This window comes from Petrotoga sp. 8T1HF07.NaAc.6.1 (assembly GCF_016772115.1).
GTDB lineage: Bacteria > Thermotogota > Thermotogae > Petrotogales > Petrotogaceae > Petrotoga > Petrotoga mobilis.
Genome location: NZ_AUPG01000002.1, coordinates 22,755 through 43,553 on the forward strand (window position 1 = coordinate 22,755; position 20,799 = coordinate 43,553).

18 protein-coding genes and 1 tRNA gene are annotated in these 20,799 nt (G+C 33.1%); 9 read left to right on the top strand and 10 right to left on the bottom strand.

Annotated features, from left to right (window positions below):
• Positions 1-20: 20 nt before the first annotated feature.
• Genes NAAC61_RS01580 through NAAC61_RS01590 form a run of 3 tightly spaced genes read left to right on the top strand, consistent with a single transcriptional unit; the run spans position 21 to position 4,641 of the window.
• A complete protein-coding gene (locus tag NAAC61_RS01580; RefSeq protein WP_103898204.1) occupies positions 21-962 on the top strand; it encodes an ROK family protein in 942 nt (313 codons plus the stop codon).
• A gap of 2 nt (positions 963-964) precedes the next feature.
• On the top strand, positions 965-2,488 hold the full coding sequence (locus NAAC61_RS01585; protein WP_202695076.1) for a Ppx/GppA phosphatase family protein: 1,524 nt from the start codon (positions 965-967) through the stop codon (positions 2,486-2,488).
• Between the two features lie 14 nt (positions 2,489-2,502).
• Positions 2,503-4,641 carry an RNA degradosome polyphosphate kinase gene (locus NAAC61_RS01590; RefSeq protein ID WP_202695078.1) on the top strand — a complete coding sequence of 713 codons (2,139 nt, stop codon included), beginning with the start codon at positions 2,503-2,505 and terminating at the stop codon, positions 4,639-4,641.
• Positions 4,642-4,661: 20 nt separating this feature from the next.
• Here the strand turns inward: NAAC61_RS01590 and NAAC61_RS01595 are convergent, their stop codons facing one another.
• The 8 genes from NAAC61_RS01595 to NAAC61_RS01630 all read right to left on the bottom strand — a co-directional run bounded on the left by NAAC61_RS01595 (position 4,662) and on the right by NAAC61_RS01630 (position 12,068).
• On the bottom strand, positions 4,662-6,692 hold the full coding sequence (locus NAAC61_RS01595) for an alpha-amylase family glycosyl hydrolase (RefSeq protein WP_103064603.1): 2,031 nt from the start codon (positions 6,690-6,692) through the stop codon (positions 4,662-4,664).
• A gap of 27 nt (positions 6,693-6,719) precedes the next feature.
• Positions 6,720-6,808: transfer RNA gene (locus NAAC61_RS01600), tRNA-Ser, on the bottom strand.
• Between the two features lie 140 nt (positions 6,809-6,948).
• Complete coding sequence (locus NAAC61_RS01605; RefSeq protein WP_103064602.1) at positions 6,949-7,416, bottom strand: DUF192 domain-containing protein; 468 nt, start codon at positions 7,414-7,416, stop codon at positions 6,949-6,951.
• A 64-nt stretch (positions 7,417-7,480) separates the two neighbouring features.
• Positions 7,481-7,936, bottom strand: a complete 456-nt coding sequence (locus tag NAAC61_RS01610) for a peroxiredoxin (protein WP_199171151.1) — start codon at positions 7,934-7,936, stop codon at positions 7,481-7,483.
• An 11-nt stretch (positions 7,937-7,947) separates the two neighbouring features.
• Positions 7,948-8,826, bottom strand: a complete 879-nt coding sequence (locus NAAC61_RS01615; RefSeq protein ID WP_202695080.1) for a thiamine pyrophosphate-dependent enzyme — start codon at positions 8,824-8,826, stop codon at positions 7,948-7,950.
• Positions 8,823-10,535, bottom strand: a complete 1,713-nt coding sequence (locus NAAC61_RS01620) for a 2-oxoacid:acceptor oxidoreductase subunit alpha (RefSeq protein WP_202695082.1) — start codon at positions 10,533-10,535, stop codon at positions 8,823-8,825. The genes NAAC61_RS01615 and NAAC61_RS01620 overlap by 4 nt, the downstream gene beginning before the upstream one ends.
• A gap of 115 nt (positions 10,536-10,650) precedes the next feature.
• Complete coding sequence (locus NAAC61_RS01625) at positions 10,651-11,466, bottom strand: type I phosphomannose isomerase catalytic subunit (protein ID WP_202695084.1); 816 nt, start codon at positions 11,464-11,466, stop codon at positions 10,651-10,653.
• Positions 11,467-11,468: 2 nt separating this feature from the next.
• Complete coding sequence (locus tag NAAC61_RS01630) at positions 11,469-12,068, bottom strand: hypothetical protein (RefSeq protein ID WP_202695086.1); 600 nt, start codon at positions 12,066-12,068, stop codon at positions 11,469-11,471.
• Between the two features lie 217 nt (positions 12,069-12,285).
• Between NAAC61_RS01630 and NAAC61_RS01635 the strand changes: the two genes are divergently transcribed.
• The 4 genes from NAAC61_RS01635 to NAAC61_RS01650 all read left to right on the top strand — a co-directional run bounded on the left by NAAC61_RS01635 (position 12,286) and on the right by NAAC61_RS01650 (position 16,707).
• Positions 12,286-13,077 (top strand): energy-coupling factor transporter transmembrane component T family protein, encoded by a 792-nt coding sequence (locus NAAC61_RS01635; RefSeq protein WP_202695088.1) that lies wholly within the window; start codon positions 12,286-12,288, stop codon positions 13,075-13,077.
• Positions 13,078-13,138: 61 nt separating this feature from the next.
• Positions 13,139-14,077, top strand: coding sequence for a radical SAM protein (locus NAAC61_RS01640; protein WP_103064596.1), 939 nt, complete (start codon positions 13,139-13,141; stop codon positions 14,075-14,077).
• A gap of 4 nt (positions 14,078-14,081) precedes the next feature.
• Positions 14,082-16,025: an ATP-dependent zinc metalloprotease FtsH gene (gene ftsH, locus NAAC61_RS01645; RefSeq protein WP_103064595.1), complete on the top strand. Its 1,944-nt coding sequence runs from the start codon at positions 14,082-14,084 to the stop codon at positions 16,023-16,025.
• Positions 16,026-16,041: 16 nt separating this feature from the next.
• Positions 16,042-16,707, top strand: coding sequence for an HAD family hydrolase (locus NAAC61_RS01650; protein ID WP_012208292.1), 666 nt, complete (start codon positions 16,042-16,044; stop codon positions 16,705-16,707).
• A 35-nt stretch (positions 16,708-16,742) separates the two neighbouring features.
• Here the strand turns inward: NAAC61_RS01650 and NAAC61_RS01655 are convergent, their stop codons facing one another.
• Both NAAC61_RS01655 and NAAC61_RS01660 read right to left on the bottom strand, forming a co-directional pair.
• Positions 16,743-18,620 (bottom strand): BMP family ABC transporter substrate-binding protein, encoded by a 1,878-nt coding sequence (locus NAAC61_RS01655; protein WP_202695090.1) that lies wholly within the window; start codon positions 18,618-18,620, stop codon positions 16,743-16,745.
• 191 nt (positions 18,621-18,811) lie between these two features.
• On the bottom strand, positions 18,812-19,534 hold the full coding sequence (locus NAAC61_RS01660; RefSeq protein WP_202695092.1) for a metallophosphoesterase family protein: 723 nt from the start codon (positions 19,532-19,534) through the stop codon (positions 18,812-18,814).
• Positions 19,535-19,795: 261 nt separating this feature from the next.
• Between NAAC61_RS01660 and NAAC61_RS01665 the strand changes: the two genes are divergently transcribed.
• Positions 19,796-20,473 (top strand): ROK family protein, encoded by a 678-nt coding sequence (locus NAAC61_RS01665; protein ID WP_202695094.1) that lies wholly within the window; start codon positions 19,796-19,798, stop codon positions 20,471-20,473.
• A 26-nt stretch (positions 20,474-20,499) separates the two neighbouring features.
• Entirely contained in the window at positions 20,500-20,790 is a 291-nt protein-coding gene (locus tag NAAC61_RS01670; RefSeq protein WP_202695096.1) for a hypothetical protein, read from the top strand.
• The last annotated feature ends 9 nt before the right edge of the window (positions 20,791-20,799 follow it).

The following is a 20,799-nucleotide window of genomic DNA, read 5'->3' on the forward strand; positions in this document are numbered from 1 at the left end:
TATAAATAGGGGTGAAAAAAATGAGCAATTGGATAGGGGTAGATATAGGGGGAACCAAAATACTTGGCGCCTTATTTGATGAGAAAGGTAACAAATTGAAGTCAGAGAAAAAGAGTTCCAAAAGTTCAAAAGGCAAAGAAAAAGTTGTCGAACAATTGAAGAAAGTTTTGGATTCTTTACTGAAGGAGAATAAAGATGTAAAAGGGATAGGAATAGGTGTACCAGGAGTTATAAAAGATGGAAAAATTACCTTTACTCCTAACATGCCTTTGAATGAATTTAATTTAGTAGATTTTGTTGAGAAAGAATACAATATCAAAACTATTATAGAAAACGATGCTAATGCGAGTATGTATGGGGAATGGAAGTTTGGTGCCGCTAAAGGAGTAAAAAACGCCGTAGGTTATTTTGTGGGAACAGGAATAGGTGGCGGTTTAATATTGAATGAATCATTATATAAAGGTTCGTTCAATTTCGCTGCTGAGATTGGGCACATGAATGTGTACCCTGAAGGCCCTCTTTGTGGTTGTAATCTTCGTGGTTGTTTGGAAAGTTTGTCTTCTAAAATAGCTATCCAAAGAGAAATAGTTAGAAAAAAAGAGAGAGGCGAGAAAACCTTAATAAAAAGCAGTGATTTGAAAGGCATAGTGAAAAGTTCTACTTTGAAAGCTGCTTATGATCAAGGGGACGATCTTGTTAGAGGGATATTGAATGATGCCGCAAGATATATAGGAATAAATGCTGGTTCCATTATTAATTTACTAAATCCTGAAGTTATAGTTTTAGGAGGGGGAGTAATGGAGGCATTAGGGGAACAATTGATGCCTATAGTAGTTGAAACAGCCAAGCAGTACTCTATACCTCATATCTTTGAGTGTTGTGAGTTTAAATTATCTCAATTGCTGGATGATGCATGTTTGTATGGGGCTTTTTCACTTGTTAAAGAAAAAGTAGGTGTATAACAATGGTAGCAGGTGTTATAAACATAGGAACAGAAAATATATCTTTTGATATTGCTCAGAACGATCAAGATGATATCGATATAATAGAAAGTTTGGATTATCCCTTATTCTTAGGAAGAGATACCTTTACAACAGGAAGGATATCTTTTGAAAAAGTAGAGATCCTAAGTCAAAAACTTTTAGGATTCAAAAGGGTTGCAGAGGAATATGGAGCTAATAAATTGAAAGTAGTAGGTACCACCGCTTTGAGAGAAGCAGAAAATTTAGATTTTATTTTGGATCAGATCGAAACAAGAACAGGTTTTACTATCGACGTTTTAGATGATTACGAAGAGAAATCACATATCTACATGGAATTGATAAGGAACTTTGAAAAATATAAAAAGTACAAAAGGGATGATGTTTTATTTGTTTACATAGGAACGGGAAGCATGGGTTTAGCAACGTATTCTAAGGGTTTGATTGATAGTTCTCAAAATATAAAAATAGGTTCTGTTAAAGTTTCAGAGATGCTCAGAGATTTGGAAGAAAACACATTACACTATAGTAATTTAATCAGAGAGTATTTAAACACATTTTATCAGCCTATAAATGTTTGGCTTATTAATAAAAAGATCAAAACCTTTGTAACTTGTGGCAATGAAATTGAGTTTTTAGCTGGACTTTTGGGAAAAAATGAAGAAGAAGTATTAAACATTCCCCAAGAGGAGTTCGATAAACTTTTTCAGAATTTGAAATCAAAGAATGCCACCGAATTATCTAGAGAATACGATATTTCTGAAAGTAAAGCGAATTCGTTGTTATCAGCTTTAGCTTTTTATCGATTACTTTTAGAAGTATCGGGAGCTGAAAATATTTTAGTTTTTCCGAAGGTTAATTTAAGTAGGAGCTTGTTATTTCAACGGTTGTTGAGCAGAAAATATAGAAGATTTTTTAATTTATTGGAAAAGAGTACGATTATCTCTTCTAGAAATATAGGTAAAAGATATTTCTATGAGGAGACTCACAGTCAAACGGTAGAAAAATATGCGATAAAATTATTTGATGTTTTAGAACCAGTTCATCAGTTGGGCAAAAGACATAGACTCCTTTTGCAAGTGGCTGCTATTTTACACGATATTGGAAAATATGTAAATATTAAAAAACATTATTTGCATTCGTATAACATAATTAAAGGCTCAGAGATCATAGGTTTAACTTCTAGAGAGTTAGACATTGTATCAAGGATCGCTTACTTCCACAGCGCTCAAGATTTGGAGATTGATGATTATTCATCACAATTGGAAAACATACCGGATAAGATTTTGATAACAAAGATGCTTGCCATATTGAGGCTTGCAGATGCCTTAGACGTCGCTCATGAGAGCAAATTGGGAGATATTGAAGTTAATTTAGAGGGTAATCATCTGATTATAACTACTCATACACCAAAGGAAACTTTGTTAGAAGAGTGGGCATTGAAAAGGAAGGATAATTTCTTTTTGGAAGTTTTTGGAATACTTCCAGAGTTATTGAAAAAAGTATAAAGGGATGAGATTTTATGGCAAAAACTAGTAGCAACAAAACTAAAGAAAAGAAAATAGATTTGAGCGATTACAAATATTATAATAATAGAGAGCTAAGTTGGTTGGACTTTAATTTTAGAGTGTTAGAGGAAGCCTATGATACAACAAACCCTCTTTTAGAAAGAGTCAAATTTCTTTCCATAACCTCATCCAATCTTGAAGAGTTTTTCATGATAAGGGTAGCTGGCTTGGAAGAACAACTTCAAGCTGGTTTCGGTGGAATGGATATTTCTGGCTTAACTCCTAGAGATCAATTAATGAAGATCTCACAAAAAACCCATGAAATGGTGGAAATGCAATATAAATGTTTAGAAAGTGAGCTACTACCTTCTTTAGGAAAGGAGAACATCAAAGTTCTCAAAGTTAATGAGATTGATGAAGAAAAAAAGGAGTTTTTAGATAATTATTTTCAAACGACGGTTTTTCCCGTAGTAACTCCCATGGCTGTCGATCAAAGTAGACCATTTCCGATATTACCTGGTAGCGGCATAAATCTAGTTGTGGAGTTAGAAGATGAAAAAGAGGAAAGGTTATTTGCCTTTATACCCTTACCGACGATTTTTCCAAGATTTATAAATATTCCCTGCACGGATGGCACATGTTTATTTTTAACTGAAGATCTTTTAAAAATGCATTCTGATTTATTTTTTAGCGGATACAAAGTAATTGAGATTTCTGAGTTTAGAATCACACGTGATGGAGACCTTTCTATTGACGAAGATGATGCTAGAGATTTGTTAATTGAGATAGAAAGTTCACTTAAAGAAAGAAAAACAGGTTTTCCTGTCAAATTAGAAATATCCAAAAATATGGGAAAGAACCTGAGGGATTTCCTTGTAAATGCGCTAAGTTTAAGAAGTGATAATATTTATGAGATTTCCAATCTTTTAGATTTGAGTTCTCTTATGGAAATTGCTAATTTAGAAGGGTATGAGCATTTAAAATTTGAGTATTATTCTCCCCAACCTTCCCCAAGCTTTTATGGCAAGGAGGATATCTTTAAGGTAATTAGGGAAAAAGATGTTCTTTTACACCGCCCTTATGAGTCTTTTGAGCATGTGATAGATTTTTTAAGGCAGGCGGCAGAAGATCCTCAAGTGTTGGCAATCAAACAAACTTTGTACCGAGTTGGGAAAACATCTCCAATCATAGATTATCTTATTAAAGCAGCAGAGAACGGCAAGCAAGTTACCGTTGTGGTAGAAGTCAAAGCCAGATTTGATGAAGAAAATAATATCCAATGGGCTAAGGAGTTGGAAAAAGCGGGTTGCCACGTTGTTTATGGGCTTGTTGGATTAAAAGTACATGCAAAACTATTGTTGATTGTTAGAAGAGAAGAAAGTGGGATCAGGAGATACGTTCATATGAGTACAGGGAATTACAATTACATAACTGCAAAATTATATGAAGATATAGATTTTTTTACTTGTAAGGAAAGTTATGCTCAAGATGTATCAGCACTGTTCAACATCTTAACGGGTTATTCAAAACCTCCAACATGGAAAAAATTGGGAGTTGCCCCTACAAGTTTGAGGGAAACTTTTTTACGCTGGATTGATAATGAAATAGATGTAGTTAAAAAAGGTGGAAAAGGGAAAATAATAATAAAAGTGAATTCCTTGCTAGATGTATCTATAATAAAAGCCTTGTATAAGGCATCCATGGCTGGTGTGAAGGTTAACTTAATCGTTAGAGGGATATGTGCTTTAAAAGTAGGGATAAAAGGTGTTAGTGAAGGCATAACGGTTAGAAGTATCGTAGGAAGGTATTTAGAACATAGTAGAATATATTATTTTGAAAATAACGGATTACCTAAATTATTTATATCAAGTGCCGATTTAATGCCTCGAAATCTGGATAGAAGGGTTGAATCTTTGATACCAATAGAGCAGGAAGATTTGAAGCAACGATTGATAGATGTATTGAACCTTTATTTAAAAGATAATTTCAAAGCAAGAGAGTTACAACCGAATGGAGAGTATAAAAGACCAACGGGGAAAAAGTCGAAATTGTTTATAGTTCAAGAAGAGCTGATGAAGGAAGCAAAGAAAAAGTTTAGAAAATTTATAAAAAAGCAAGAAGTTGACAAGTTTAACTTTCCAAAATTAAAATAAAAAAGGGCTAAAAGCCCTTTTTAATATACAAAAAAAACTCTGGCTTCCCCTGGATTGATTGTTACTCTTAAATGTGCATCCTGAACGTTCCAAGAGCTTTCGCCTCTTCTGTAATTTTCCAATTTTGTTTGTATGTTATGCTCACTTTTCCAGGTATAATATCCAAGGTCTATATCGAAGAAATAAGGATTTTTAAAGTTAGTATTGATAGCTATTACAACTCCTTTTTTTCCGTTCCACCAAAACATTGCACTTGCATCATCAGAAAAATCAATAAAATGGTAATTGTTAGGATTTTTCAAAAGATCTTTGACTTCCTCTTTTAGTGTGCCTAATAAGGAAAGTAATTTCACCATATGATGGTCTGTATCCCAGTGTAGGACATACCAATCAAAGAATGCGAGTTTGCCATAAAATTGATCTGTTGAAGGTAAATTTTTAAATCTTTCTTCCACAGGATCTTCTACATCTAAGCCTGTGTTCATAGGTTGAGGTTCAAAAAGCTCATATCCGGAGTTTATAAATGTTATTCCGTTTGGCATGAAAGTATTTACCACCGCTGTCAATTTTGAGAAAGTTTCTTCACCTTCTCTTGTAACCGCTCTTGGGGTATCTGGTGTCTCTGCCGTTGCAAATGTAGGTAAAGATAATTTTGGTGCTACTTCTGAGATGAATTTTTTGAACCAGCCTTCTTTTATTCTTGGCTCAGCCCACCATGAATTTCCCAAAATTCCATCGTAACCACTTTTTTTAGCTTTTAAATGATTGTCCATGTTCAATTCTTCAGCTATTATTACAAAAGCAGGGTCGTATTCTTTCGCCCTTCTTATAATTTCAGCTTCAAGTTCGTCAGGTAGAGCGTGACCCATGTCCAACCTAGCACCATCTATACCGAAATTTTTTTGATAGAATGGGATAATATTTGCTATTAGGTTCCAAAGTTCGGCATTCTTTTCTTTCCCTGGGAACAAACTTGATTTAACTACGTCGAAGAGCACATAAGGAGGTTGATTTGTCTCGTCTATATATTTTAGAGCTTCTTCTGGATGAGAAAGATAGAGTCTTAAGAAAGTGACATCTTCCCATGCTGGTTGGGGATCATTTATCCAATCTGAAAATCCTGGAACGGTTATTACTTTAAACTCTCTTGCTATTTCATCCAAAAAATCTGGGTTGTCTTTATTTAGTTTTATAAAATTTTCCCATTTTTGTGGGTTCTGAGTTCTTGGATCCCATCTAAATTTTTTAAGATGATTTTTGACTTGTTCGTCATTGTACACAATTTTTAAATTTTCTTTGCTCGGTTGAACAAATCCCAGACCTTCAACTTTAGGAGGTGCAAAACCGTTCATTTCGTCTATATCTATCCAATAGAACCATTCGGGATGTTCTAAAATAAGGTCATTGTCCCTTGATCCTGTTCTTGGTACAAAATCCAACAAGACTCTCATTCCAGCCATATGAGCGGCTTCGACAAAAGCTCCAAATTCTTCATTAGGGGTGAATTCATTTTCCAAAAGTGTGTCATGATAATCTTTTTCTACAGAGAAAAAATTTTTAACTGCATAAGGCGAACCAACTTCACCTTTTTTAAATTTACTGCTGGCTTGGGTTATTGGAAGTAAGTATATACTATCGACGTTGTAAGTAGAAAAATAAGGGATTAACATCAACATTTTTAGGAATGTACCCGATTCAGTATAACCTTTTTCATCTATTGGAACGAATAAAGTAGTTTGATCATGAACATATGCAGCTGTAGCTCGTACGTGAGCAGAATAAAGTATGCTCGTTCTGATCCAATCAGGTTCTTTAACATTTTTAATGAAAGAAAGGGGTTTGCTGTAATCCACATCTTTTCCAGCATTTTTTAATAGATTATCGATTATGTTGGATATAAACTCATAGGGATTAACAAAAAATTTCCTCCCCGCTAGTTTAACTTTACCGGTATAATTAGGTGGCATCCATCTTTTCGGTATTGCATAATCGTCTTTCCCCTGTGAAATTTTACTTTGTAGGTATTTATTAATTTCAGATAGAATGGGCATCTTTTACTTCCCTCCTCATATAAAAATTGGCGGAGGCGGTGGGACTCGAACCCACAAGGGGATAAACCCCACCGGTTTTCGAGACCGGCCCCTTAGCCAATTCGGTGCACGCCTCCACAAATTATTGTAAACTATTTAATAAGGCCTAAACCTTGTAGATATTTTCTGGCAACAATTTCTGGTTCTAAACCTTCAAAATCAACCAAGTAGTTCAGCCTTATAATTATATCCTCATTTAAATACAATGTCAATGGTTTTAAAATTCATTTATTGACCATTCAATTTTTGCCCCTTCGGTGAATCCGTATCGATCAAAGAAACCTGCTTTTACTTCTAAAGCAAATTTGAAAGGTGTGTAAATTATGTAAATAGGGCAAGGTGATTCTTCACAAGGTTTCATGTTTTGTATATCCAATATTGTTCCATTGGCATCTATAAAAGCAATGTCGAGTTCAACAAAGGTATTTTTCATCCAAAAGCTTCTTATTCCAGGACTTGGGAAAACAAAAAGCATTCCATAATCTTCAGGAATATCTTCCCTGTACATCAGACCGAATTCTCTTAATTCGTTCGTATTAGCAATTTCAATAGGGATTGTTACACTACTTCCCTCTTGTGAAATAGTTAGAGTCCCTTTTGGAAATTCTGGTATATTTATCGTTTGACTAAATAAATTGGTTGAAATAATCATCAAAATTAAAAGGGTGAAAGCAATTTTCTTCATAATTTTAACTCCATTATAATAAATTAGGCTTCGAACTTTTTGTCGAAGCCTATTTAAGTTTCTTTCATCTTTTGATATAATTCATAATTTCATTTAAATCTGGTTGATCTCTTAATTCGTAAACTTTTACAAATTCAATTTTTCCTTCTTCGTCGATTAAAAAATTCGCTCTTTTGGAAAAACCGTTTTCTTCATCGAATATACCATATTTTCTAGCAACTTCTCCATGAGGCCAAAAATCTGACAAAAGTTTAAGTTTGTTGATTTTCATATTTTGAGCCCATGCTTTTTTTGAAGGTGATGCATCAACGCTAATTCCCAAAGGTACAACGTTGAGTTTTCCCAATTCGTCATACTTTAAATCCAAGTTTTTCATCTGGGTTTCGCAAACCCCTGTCCATGCTAAAGGATGAAAGGAAAGCAAAACCTTTTTTCCTTTAAAACCAGATAAAGAATTATCATCACCGTTTTGATCTTTCAATTTAAAATCTGGAGCCAATTCTCCAACTTTCAATGCCATCATATCACCTCTTATCTCATTGAATTTATGAAACCTTCTAATTTGTTTAAATCTATGCTTCTTTTAAAAAGTGGATCTTTGTTTTGCTTATAAATAGTCAATTGTTCTTCAAAAGTTGGTTTTCCCTTTTCTTCATATATTATACCTAAAGGAATTTTGTCCTCTTGGAAAGCTATTTGTAGAGCTTGCATTTTATCTGATGGATCGTAATCTTCCCCTAATTTGTAAGTATGTTCATTAAACCAGGCGTAAGTGTTTATTTTATTGAACGTCACACATGGTTGGAACAAATCAATTAGAGCATAGCCATTATGTCTAATAGCTTTTTTAATAATTTCTTTCGTGTTTTGCATATCTCCCACAAAAGCCCGTGCCACAAATGTGGCTCCATTGGCTATAGCAACGGCAATAGGATTGAAGGGGTTAAGTATTACTCCGTTTACTTGAACAGGGGTGACCATTCCCTGTTGTGAAGTAGGAGAAGCCTGGCCTTTCGTCAGTCCATAAACCCTATTATCATGAACTATGTTTGTTATGTTAATGTTTCTTCTCATATTGTGGATAAAGTGGTTGCCGCCTTCACCGTACATGTCTCCATCTCCACTTTCAGCTACTACGTATAAATCTGGATTAGTCGCTTTTATGGCAAAGGCAACGGGTAAAGTCCTACCATGAAGACCATTAAAAGCGTTGTTTTTAAAGTAATGAGGGATTTTTGCTGCTTGTCCTATTCCTGAAACGAGTACAAAATTGTTGGGAGTTATTTCTTCCATTTCTTCCAGAGCCTTTTTTAATATATTCAGTATTCCAAAATTTCCACAGCCTGGGCACCAAGCAATGTCTAATTCTTTTTCATTTTCTAGACTAAACATATTTTTTCTTTCTATCATTGTAATTCCTCCCTTATCTTAGCGGTTAGCTCTTCAACTGAAAATGGCATTCCATTGAATTTTAATATCTTACTATCTATTTTTATGCCAGTTTCTGCTCTTATTAACTTTGCAAATTGGCCTGTGGCGTTATTTTCAACATCGATTATTTTTTCTGCCTTCTCTAAAAATTCAACCGCATTTTCCGGGATGGGATAAACTTGGCTAAAATGAAGCATAGCAAGATCCTTGTTATTTATATTTTCTAGAGCTTCTTTGACGACATTATAATTTGAACCCCAACATACGACGAGATATTTGTAGTTATCATTTCCATAGAATTCAGGAGAAATAAAATCCTCCTTTAAAGCCTCAAATTTTTTGAGTCTTTTTTCCACCATTTTAATTCGGATATCCAAATCTTCCGTTATATGACCTTCCTCGTCATGTTCATCACTATCTACAACAACTAATCCATTACCATAGTTAGGTATACCTCTTGGTGAAACTCCGTTTTTTGCTTTCGAAAGATCATATCTTTTATAATCTTCAGTAGTTTCTACAAAATATTTTTTATTTTCAATTTTGGAAAGGTCCAACTTTTTAACGTTATAATACGAATCAACAAAAAATTGATCTGTCAAAATGAATACGGGGATTTGATATTTATCCGCAATATTAAAAGCCTTTTGAGTTAAATAGAAAGCTTGTTCAAGGCTACCAGGAGAGAAAACCAACCTTGGGAATTCGCCATGTCCAGCGTGTATAACAAGGTTCAAGCCTTCCTGAGCGGTTCTTGTCGGTAAACCTGTTGCAGGAGCAGGCCTTTGGGCTAAGTGAATTACTAACGGGGATTCGATCATCCCAGCTAGAGAAAGTCCTTCTTCCATTAAAGCAAATCCTCCGTCAGAAGTGGTCACCATTGATCTTGCTCCTGCGTACCATCCACCTATTGCCATATTGATTGCGGCTATTTCATCTTCGGCTTGTTCGACTAAAATATCGAAATTTTTTGAAAAATTGGCTAAATCAACTAGAACTCCCGATCCAGGTGTCATTGGATATGAAAAAATTGAATCACAATTGCCTGCTAACGCTCCAAGAGCTACCGCGTCGGTTCCGCTAATTAATAAATCGTCTTTTAAAGATTCGTTTGCAGAGATCTCTATTTTTATCTCTCCACTTTCAGAAAAGTCTTTACCCAATTTGTAACCTTCTGAAGCTGCTTTTATGTTATCTGAAACAATTTTTTCTCCCTTATCTCCAAATCTTTCTTTTAGATACTCTTCTATAGTCTTTATGTTTGTTTTGAAAAGACCCAAAATTACACCAACAGCAACTATATTTGCATATATTTCGTTACCTATTTCTTTCGCAATAGAAAGGATGGGGACGTTGAAAAGGTTTTTATTTTCTAATTTTAAAAAATCGTTATCTGCTATGATCAGAGTATCTTCAGTCACTCTGTCTCCAAGATGTTCAACAGAACTTTTTGTAAGAGGTATGAGTATATCTATTTTGTCGACGTAACTTTTTACAGGTTTAGAGCTTACCCTTATTTCAGTTGAATTACTTCCACCTCTAATCCTAGACATGTACTCTTTTGTGGCAAATACGTAATAACCTTCCCTTTTGAGAATAAATGTTAACAATCCTTCTATCGTTTGAATCCCTTGACCCGCTTCACCCGATAAGACGATTGACACATCTTCATTGATAGTTTTATTCATCAGGATACCTCCTAAGATTTTATTTTATGTTTATTCAATTATATCAGACAAAATAAGTCGAAAAAGAAATGGAATGTAAAAATTTTAAATTATTTTATAATTTTTGATTATGAAATTATAAAAGTGATTTCCAGCCATTTTCGTTTAATTTAAATTCTACAAATTCACCTTGAAAATTGTAATTTATTTCCTCTGGAAGTACTATTGTTTCATAGCTTTTTAAGTTAACATATACGCCAAACCCTTTTTTATTTTGGTTGGCAAATCTGGAAAAGCTAAAGTATTTGGTACACAAGCCTTCGGTCTTCCTTGAAATAGAATAACTGGTGTGAATGTTGTTGAGAACTTTTTTAGATTTATCAACATGGATTTCTCGAGGTCTTCCCCAGTCGTATAATCTATAAGTTAAATCTGAGCTTTGCTGTATTTCCAGTAAAAGGCTGTTAGGACCTAAGGTGTGAACAGTTCCTGCAGGTATAAAGATGGAATCGAATTTGTTCATTTCGTAATTTTCTAGTACTTCATCCCATCGATTATCATCAAAAGCTTGCAAAATATGTTTGTTATTATTTGAAACTTTAATTTGGCCATTATCTTTCAGAAAGTACCATGCTTCTGATTTTCCCCATGGTTCGTTTTCTAATTGTTTAGCCATTGTATCATCCGGGTGTAATTGTATGGAAAGCCAGGATGAGGTTGCGATTAATTTCAACAACAAAGGAAAATTTGGGAAAAGTTCACTTGCATTGCCATATTCTTTTTGGCTATTTTTTCCATACAAGACGGTTTCAAATCCATTTAGAGGAGAATAAAGCCAGGCTTCTCCTATTGGTTGGGTTTTTTCATAGTTGAAAATTCTGTTCAATTCATTATTTCCCCAAATTTTTTCACTAAAAATAGGTTTTGAAATAAGCGGCTCCGATATCTGCATGTTTACCTCCTGTTAAATGTTTTGAGTTCATTTTCTAAAATATTAAGTCTTAATAATATTTTGTCTTTATATGTTTCTGACCCACCATTGTAAATACTATACGCATCTTCTTCGCCAAAACGTGATTTTATATCGTATAAGTATAAGATAGAAGTCAATAATTGCACATCAGGTCTTTCTTTTATGTTATCCCAATACCAAGGTTCTAAGAAATTAATTCTTTGATAAAATTCAGGGTAATTATGTTTTAAATACCAATAAGTAGGGGCTTGTATCTGAAAATATCCCAAACTTTCCCCACCATCTCCTTTTACGTTTTCAAAATTTGTTTCTACTATTCCAATAGCTAACAATTCGATCGGATAAACATATTCAGTTACATAGAGGAATTCGTCATATAATAATTCAAAAACTTTGACGAATTCTTTTATCGTTGCATCGTCCAAAGTATAGTTGTTTTTTAAATATTCTTCAAAAAAAATGATCTGCTTTTTATAGTTTGAGGATTTAGAAACTAAAAAAACAATTATTATACATATTATTAAAATCAACAAAAGTATAAATAGGTATTTCATACTTCTATTTGATAAGGATTTTTCCATGTGTCTCTCCAAATTGATTTTTTGTAGACATTAAAATAATTATATCATCTTTTACAAAAACACTTAATCAAAACTTAATAAAAATCAGTCATTCTGTTTATTAATGTTTTAAAAAACTACTAAATCTTTTCTCACAAATAATATAATAATTCTTGAATTATGTTAAAATATTCAATGCTGGGAATTAGAAAAAATGATTGATAAAAGGAGTATTTAAATGCTTTTGGATAATGTTGCCTTGGGAAGGTACGTTGAATTAGACTCATTGATGCATTCACTGGATCCAAGGGGAAAACTTTTAGGGTTGTTTGTTTTGGCAGGATTTGCTTTTTCTATAAACAGTTTTTATGATGTTTTGATTATGTCTTCTTATACGTTGGTTTTGATGTTGTTATCTAAACTAAGCTTGAAGTATTATATGAAATCCTTAAAATCAATATGGTTTATAGTTATCTTTGCTTTTGTAATTCAATTATTTACAATAGGGGGGAATACACTTTTTAGGATCGGGTTTATCAGAATAACAGATACCGGTTTATTTAATGCCGCTATAATTACCTTCAGAATATTATTTGCAGTTTTATTATCTTCTGTTCTCACGTTAACTACTTCTCCTACCTCTTTAGCTCATGCTCTAGAAGATGTCTTGAGATGGTTTTTTGTACCTAAAAGATTTGCTCATGAAATATCGATGGTAATGACGATTGCTATAAGGTTCATCCCTGTAATTGCAAATGAAGCAGATCGTATAATGAAAGCACAATTAAGTAGGGGGGCAAATTTTGATGATAGAAAATTTTCTGGAAGGATTAGAGGGGCTATATCTATAATTATTCCCTTGTTGGTATCTGCTCTGAGAAGGGCTGAAGATTTGAGTATTGCTATGGAAGCAAGAGGATACAATGGTTGGGAAGGGAGGACGAGATTTAAGCAGTTTAATTGGAAAATAAAAGATACTGTTTTCCTCATTTCTTTTTCTTTAGTATGTTTCACTATTATTTTTATTTAAAGGGTGATATTTGATATAATTTAAATGAGTAAAAAAAGCGAGTATATATTGGAGGTGTCTGATGAGTTTTCGATATTTATACGGTCCTGTACCTTCTCGAAGATTGGGAAGATCCTTAGGAGTAAGCCCAATACCTCCAAAAACTTGTAATTTTTCTTGTGTATACTGTCAGTTGGGGAAAACGACTAACATGACAAACCAAAGACAAGAATTTTTTAATTTGCAAGATATTTTGGAAGAGTTTAAAGCTTATATTAAAAGCGATGTATCCCAGTTTGATTTTGTAACTATAGTTGGTGAAGGTGAACCATTATTATACTCTAGAATTGGTGAACTAATAAAATCAATAAAAGCTTATGTTGATAAACCTGTTGCTGTAATTACAAATGGAGCTCTACTTTGTGAAGAAAAAGTAAGGGAAGAATTAAATGAGAGCGATCTTGTAATGCCAACACTGGATGCTTATGATCAAATAACCTTTAAAAAAATAAATAGACCTCATAAAAGTATATCTTTTGATTCTTACGTGGATGGGTTGATAAGTTTTTCTAAAAACTTTAAAGGTAAAATCTGGATGGAATTTATGATGATAAAAGGGCTAAATGATGATGAAGAATCTTTAAGGAAAATCAAAGAAATATTTAATAGAATAAGTTATGATAGATTGTATATAAATTTACCAATGAGACCCCCAGCGGAAGATTGGGTAACAGTTCCAGAAAAAGAAAAAATTGAGCTAGCGCAAAATATCTTAGGAGGCATATCCCTTGATTTTTTAGAAGAAGAAGATTTTTACAGTTCTATAGAAGACGATTTGGAAGCTATCTTAAGTATAATAAAAAGACATCCGATGAATCAGCATGAAATAGAAAGTTTTTTGGATCAAAGAAAATGTGAAAATAAAAATGAAATTTTTGAAAAATTAGAGAAAGATGAAAACGTTGAAAAAGTACAGTATTTTGGATTAAATGTATATAGGTTAACATCTGTGAGGAGGTAAATAAATGCCTGAAAATAAAAACGATAAAGAAAATAAAAACACCAAAGAAGAAAAAAAGAAAGTAAAGTTTTCCAACATAATTTGGGTTTATATTATATTTGCGATTATTTTTATTGGGGCTCTCATTTCTTTGAATTGGGAAAATAATCCTATAATATCCTATTCAGAAATGTTGAGTTTGATCAATGATGGCCAGGTTGAATCCATGAAAATAAACCAAAATGGAAACGTGGAAATACTTAGCAAAGACGGTACTACTTATGAATCTTTTTCGCCAGCTTTAGTAATCGATAAACAGTATGTGAATAGTTTAATTCAAAAAGGTATAAAGGTAGAGTATGTTGAAAGTGTAGGATCAAAGTGGTGGTTTGGTTTATTGATAAACATAATTCCAATAGTAGTAATGGTTCTTTTCTTTTTTTGGTTGTATCGTTCGGCTCCCGCAGGAGCTAGAAGCAGTATGAACTTTGGAAAGAGTGGGGCAAAAAAGTATGAACCTATCGGGGAAAAAGTTACTTTTAAAGATGTGGCAGGAATCGATGAAGTTTTGGACGAAATCGAGGATATTGTAAAATTTTTGAAAAACCCTCAAGAATTTCAAGAATTGGGTGCAAGAATGCCTAAAGGAACTTTGTTGGTAGGCCCTCCGGGAACTGGTAAAACTTTGACAGCAAGGGCTATAGCCGGAGAAGCAGATGTACCTTTTTATTATGCAAGTGGATCTGATTTTGTCGAACTTTTTGTAGGGGTTGGTGCATCGCGAGTTAGAGACCTTTTTAAAACAGCTAAAGAAAATGCTCCTGCAATAATATTTATCGATGAATTAGACGCAGTAGGTAGACAAAGAGGAGCTGGGCTTGGTGGAGGGAACGATGAGAGAGAACAAACTCTCAATGCCTTGTTAGTGGAACTCGATGGTTTTGACACGTCGACAGGGGTTGTTGTCATGGCTGCTACCAATAGGCCTGATGTTCTTGATAAAGCATTGCTTAGACCAGGTAGGTTTGATAAAAAAATAATGGTAGGTCCTCCAGATGTAAAAGGAAGAGAAGAAATTTTAAAGATACATACACGAAAAAAGAAAATAGCCCCTGATGTTGATTTAAAATTGTTAGCCAAAAGGACACCGGGCTTCGTTGGAGCTGATTTAGAAAACCTAGTTAATGAAGCTGCTTTAATAGCCTCAAGAAAGAAAAAAAACCAAGTCGAGATGAGTGATTTTGAAGAGGCTATTGATAGGGTGCTAACCGGTCCATCAAAAAAGTACAGGATAATATCCGATAAAGAAAAGAAGATTCTATCGTATCATGAGTTGGGACATGCTGTATTGGCATATTTATTGCCTAATACCGACCCTGTTTACAAGATTACTATAATTCCTAGGGGTGCAGGTTCGTTAGGTTCTACTTTACAAATTCCTGAAAAAGACAAATATTTAATTAAAAAATCTGAAATACTTGATAGGATCGTTGTAGCCCTTGGAGGGAGAGCTAGCGAGAAATTAGTATTTAATTTTGCTACTACCGGGGCTAAAGATGATCTGAGAAAAGCTACAGATTATGCAAAATCCATGATTTATAGGTTAGGAATGTCCAAAAGAATGGGCCCTGTGTATTGGGAAGGAGAAGAGGAAGAAATATTTTTGGGGAGTGAGTTGACAAAACAAAGAAATTATTCGGAAGAAACCGCTAAAGAACTTGACGTTGAAGTCAAGAAAATAATTAATTCTATGTACGATAAAGCTCTCGAACTTCTTAAGCAAAATAGAGAGAGGCTTGATCTTCTAGCTTCTTATATTTTTAAAAATGAAACAATTTATGGGGAAGAATTCAAAAAGCTTATGAGTAAAGACCTTGAAGAGTTAAAGGAATATATTGGGGGCGAAAAAGAGATAAATGAATTTCTTAAAATAGATGTTGTGAATCATGTTAATTATCAACCTGTGTAAAAGCTAGGAGGTAATAATGTTAAGAGCCATTATTTTTGATATGGATGGGGTCATTATTGACAGTGAACCCATCCATTATAGTGCAAATAAAAGAATTTTTGAAGAACTGGGAATCCCAATTAATAGAAGTTCATATAGTAATTATATCGGTGTAAGCAACCAAGAGATGTGGCAAGACTTAAAAAATGAATACAATCTACAACAAAGTGTTGAAGAATTACTTGAAAAACAAAACTTAGAGAATTTGGAATTATTAAAAGAAGGGGTTAAAGAGCCAATAGAAGGTGTAATAGAGCTATTACAGACACTGAAAGAAAACAATTATAAAATAGCGTTGGCCTCTTCCTCGCCGATGAGATTGATCAAAGAAGTTCTTTGCATGCTTGACATTGAGAAGTATTTTGAAGTGGTGGTGAGTTCAGAATACGTTGCTCGTGGTAAACCTAAACCTGATATTTTTATATATACAGCTGGCTTGTTAAAAGTTAAACCAGAAGAATGTGTAGTTATAGAAGACTCAAAAAATGGTGTTAAAGCGGCAAAAGCTGCTGGAATGAAGTGCATAGGTTTTAAAAACCCAAACTCACTCAACCAGGATCTATCGAAAGCAGATTTAGTGGTGGAAAATATGAAAGAAATAACTTTGGAATTGATAGAAAAGTTAGAAAAAGTGGAAGCTTAAAACCAAGGAATTTTTTTAAAATTTAGTACCCATTTTTAAGAATAATAAACGTTGTCCACAAACCAATCCATTTTCATTAGTTCTTCGTCTGAGATATCTTTGCCTTCCGAGACTTTCATATTACCTTCTTTATCAAAAATACCCCCCCTGAAAGGGTGAAACCTATTTTCCATAATATCCGTTTTCACAGTGTAAACAAGGTTTTTTGTAGTAGAAGGAACAATTTTGCTTATAGGTGACAAACAAACTACTCCACTCTTAAGTCCACCCCAAAAGTTCTCAATCTTTTCTGAACCAGAAAACAATCTAAATAAAGAAAAATTTGACCCTCTTAATACATCTTTAATTATGTTTTCGTAGTAAACTCCCCAATTCCATACAACAGAGGTTAAATGGGTATTTGGAGCATAATCTTTCATGTCAATATGGTAACCAATAGTGTAGACGCCGTATTCTTCTCCAACTTTGCAAACTTCCGGAGAATCTTGATGATGGGTTAAAACATCCACTCCAATTTCATTTATCAAATACTCTGACGTGTCTCTTTCATATTCTATATTGCGCCAAGTATTCGTCCATCCAACAAATATCTTTGCTTTTGGATTAACAGCCTTTGCCCCTAAAGCAAAGGCATTTATTCCCATTATGACTTCAGGTATACCGTAGGAAGCAACGTAACCTATTTTATTGTTAGTGGTCATTGCACCTGCTATCATTCCAGAGAGGAATCTTGGTTCGTACATACGACCGAAATATGTGTTAATATTCTTTGTAGTACGATATCCGGAAAAATACATGAATCGAACATTTTGAAGTTCCTTTGTGTTCTGATTTTGTAAGAAGTCAAAACTGGTAGAAAATATTAGGTCGAATTTTTCTTCTTCGAGTTGTTCCAATATTTTTTCATACGTTTTTAAATCAGAAATATTTTCAAAATACTTTGTTATTATTTCATTTCCTAAACGTTTTTGAACGTACCTTCTTCCCAATTCATGGGAATATGTCCATGCAGACTCTTCTATTGAGGTGTTATATAGAAAAGCTACTTTTAATGTTTTCCCTGCGAAGATCTGAGGTAATTTGAATAAAGGTTCTGATGGTTTACCTAGACGTTCTTCTAGTTCTTCTATTAATTCGTTGACTTGTTCGCTCATTTCTCTTTCGATAGTGGGAACATTTTCCAAACCAAATTTTTTTAGGTATTCTAAAAAAGCCTCTTCTTCAGTAAGCGAAATCGTGTCCTTAGCAATTTCCCTATATAGCTTTCTAAATAGAAGATATACTGAATGGACTAATTCATCATATTCATTCTCAACAAAATCACTTTTTTTCTTATAATCTTTGATTAACTCGTAAAGTTCTTTGAATTTGCCCTCTTTGTTGAACCAGATTATATTAATTTTTGTCTTTTTATAAAAATCTAAAAATTCATAGTAGATCCTTATTTCAGGATTGTTTTCATCCCATTTTGGAATCAATCTAGTAACTTCCCCACGGACTGAAAAAGCGTCTGAATATTTCAAAACGCTTACCCTTTTGTTCCCTTCAACAATATAAAACCAGTTTAAATATTCGTAGGCTGTTACAGGATCCCTTATTCCTTCAGATATATGAGCTTCATACAAATTGATCCATTTACTTGCAAATTCTGAGTCAATTTTCATTAAGGGATAAAAATTTGCAGAAAAAGATAGTGAACGAGAATGGTAGTACGTTCCTTTGATCCTTTCTATAGGGATATCTATAAGACCAAGTTTTTCTTCCTTAATTATTTCAGCGTTGTGGATGATATCTTCTAAACACGGCAGATATCCTTCTTTCCCTTTTGAAATATTAGCCAAAAAGTCTTTCTTTGCTAATCTATTAGCTTTTTCGTACTCGCTTCTGCTGAGACTTCTTGAGGTCCTATACATTAGGTTAGCCTCCTTTTTTGTGGGCACGTTAAGGGGTAAACCCCTTAAAATCCCCAAGTTCAAAATCAAAGTTTATTATAAAAAAGATTTTTGCAAGAAACAGTAAAACCTTTTAGGGATATATTCTTATATTAATAATTCTATAATACAGAAAAATAATTAAAATTTTATTTAAAAGAATTAATTACTTTCTAAATTAAAATGGTCTTAGGACTTATCATCTTATAAGTATAAATTTCTATTACTTCTTTCTTTTCTTCATCGTACTTTATTAATTTATAAGGTACCGCATTTATTAGATAAGATACATTATTTAAAAATTTAATTTCAAAATCAAGTTCTTGAAAGTCGTATCGTGGATGAATATGGCCGTATATCCAAATTTTTGGAAATGCTTTAAGATAAAACTCCCCCAAAGCTCTTGAAAGGGTATGAGATTGCCCGTATTTTTTTATCGTATTTTTTATGTAAGGAGGATTGTGTGTAACCATTATATCGATTTGCTTGTACTTATTACCTTTAAAGATTGTACTGAAACGTACCTCTCTATTAAATTTATTAATATCCTTTTCTTTGAAATAAAAAGGTCTATATCCATGAGCTAAAGCACCGGAAAATCCCGCTACTATTATGTCTTTGCCGATGAATTTTTTTAAGTTAACTATCCCATGGTTTAAAACATAGACCCCTTTGTATATCTTTGAAAAAGAGTTATTTTCCTCTTCATATAACTTATAATACTTTTTATCATGATTACCATGTACCATCAAGCTTAAGGATGGTTTGAATTCATTCATCACGTAATCAATGTATTGCGGAGAAAGATCTCCAGCGCAAATAAGTAAGTCAAACTTTTTTTTGTCTTTATTTGTTAAATATATTTCCTCGTCAGAAATCGCAATTATATCTATCATCGTTTTAATTCCTTTTTAATAAGAGATTCTATAAAAGTATTTTATCAAAAAATAGAGATAAGTTGAAATTTTGTATAATGATTTACAACTCATGAGAAAATTGAATGTAATTAGATTTAATTGGTTATAAAAAGGTTTAATCAACTCTTATCGTCTCTGAGTGGATTTTGAAAAAACTTATAAGTCATGTACAATATATTTACTTACAGTAAGAAAATAATTAGTTCAAAGAGGTGTTCACTTATAACCGAACATAATCATGTGAAAGGGATTAGAAATATTAACAGGTATAAAATCCTAACTTATATATACAATCATAAAGTAGCAACAAAAGCTGAGATATCGAAAAAATTAAAAATTAGTGCCCCCACGGTATCTAGAAATTTAGAACCATATTTAAATAATCTGGTTTTAACTTCGGGAATGAAAGATAACAAATTAGGTAGAAAAGCTGAGATTTTAGAACTCAATGAAGAATATAAAATACTTGGAATTCAGATTGAAAATGAATTCATAATATATGGAATATATAATTTGAAAAACGAACTTTTAGATTCCAAAAAGAAGTTTTTATCTTATTATGATTCTATAACAGAACTCTGTGTTCAGTTAGAAGATGAATTAAAAAAGTTCAAAACGAATGTCTTGTCCGTAGTGGTGGGAATCTCAGGGTATGTTTCAAAAGATGGAATTATTAATTCTTCCGCTTTAAGAATAAATGGTTCTAATATTATGTTTCTGGTAAAAACTTTGAAAAAATTGTTTCCGAATACATTAATTGCATTTGAAAATGATGCAAACCTTTTAGCGATAAAAGAGAGATTTTATTCGGATAGAAAAGTGAAGAATGTAGTTTGTATTTATTGGGGAAAAGGGGTAGGAATGGGCTTAATATTTGATGAAATGTTGTATGTTGCAAAGGCCAAGCAGGCGAGTTAGGAAGCATACTTACCAATGGTCAAACTTTGGAAAGGTACATAGATTCTTCTGAAAAAAATGAAGTTATAAAAGAATGGGTGCGACTTTTAAGAAATATTTATTACGTCCTTCAACCAGACAAAATCGTTTTGAATTGTACTCACCAGGAAGAAATGGATAAGATAATAGAAGAATGGGAGAAAACATATCCCAATTTTAATGAAGTTAAAATTCACAGAAGTGAAGAAAATGCGATTGTTGAAGGAGCTGCTATTTTAGCTATAGAATTGTACTTAAAAAAAGTTACAGTAGGATTGGAAGGGGAAAATGTATACTGAAACTATTTC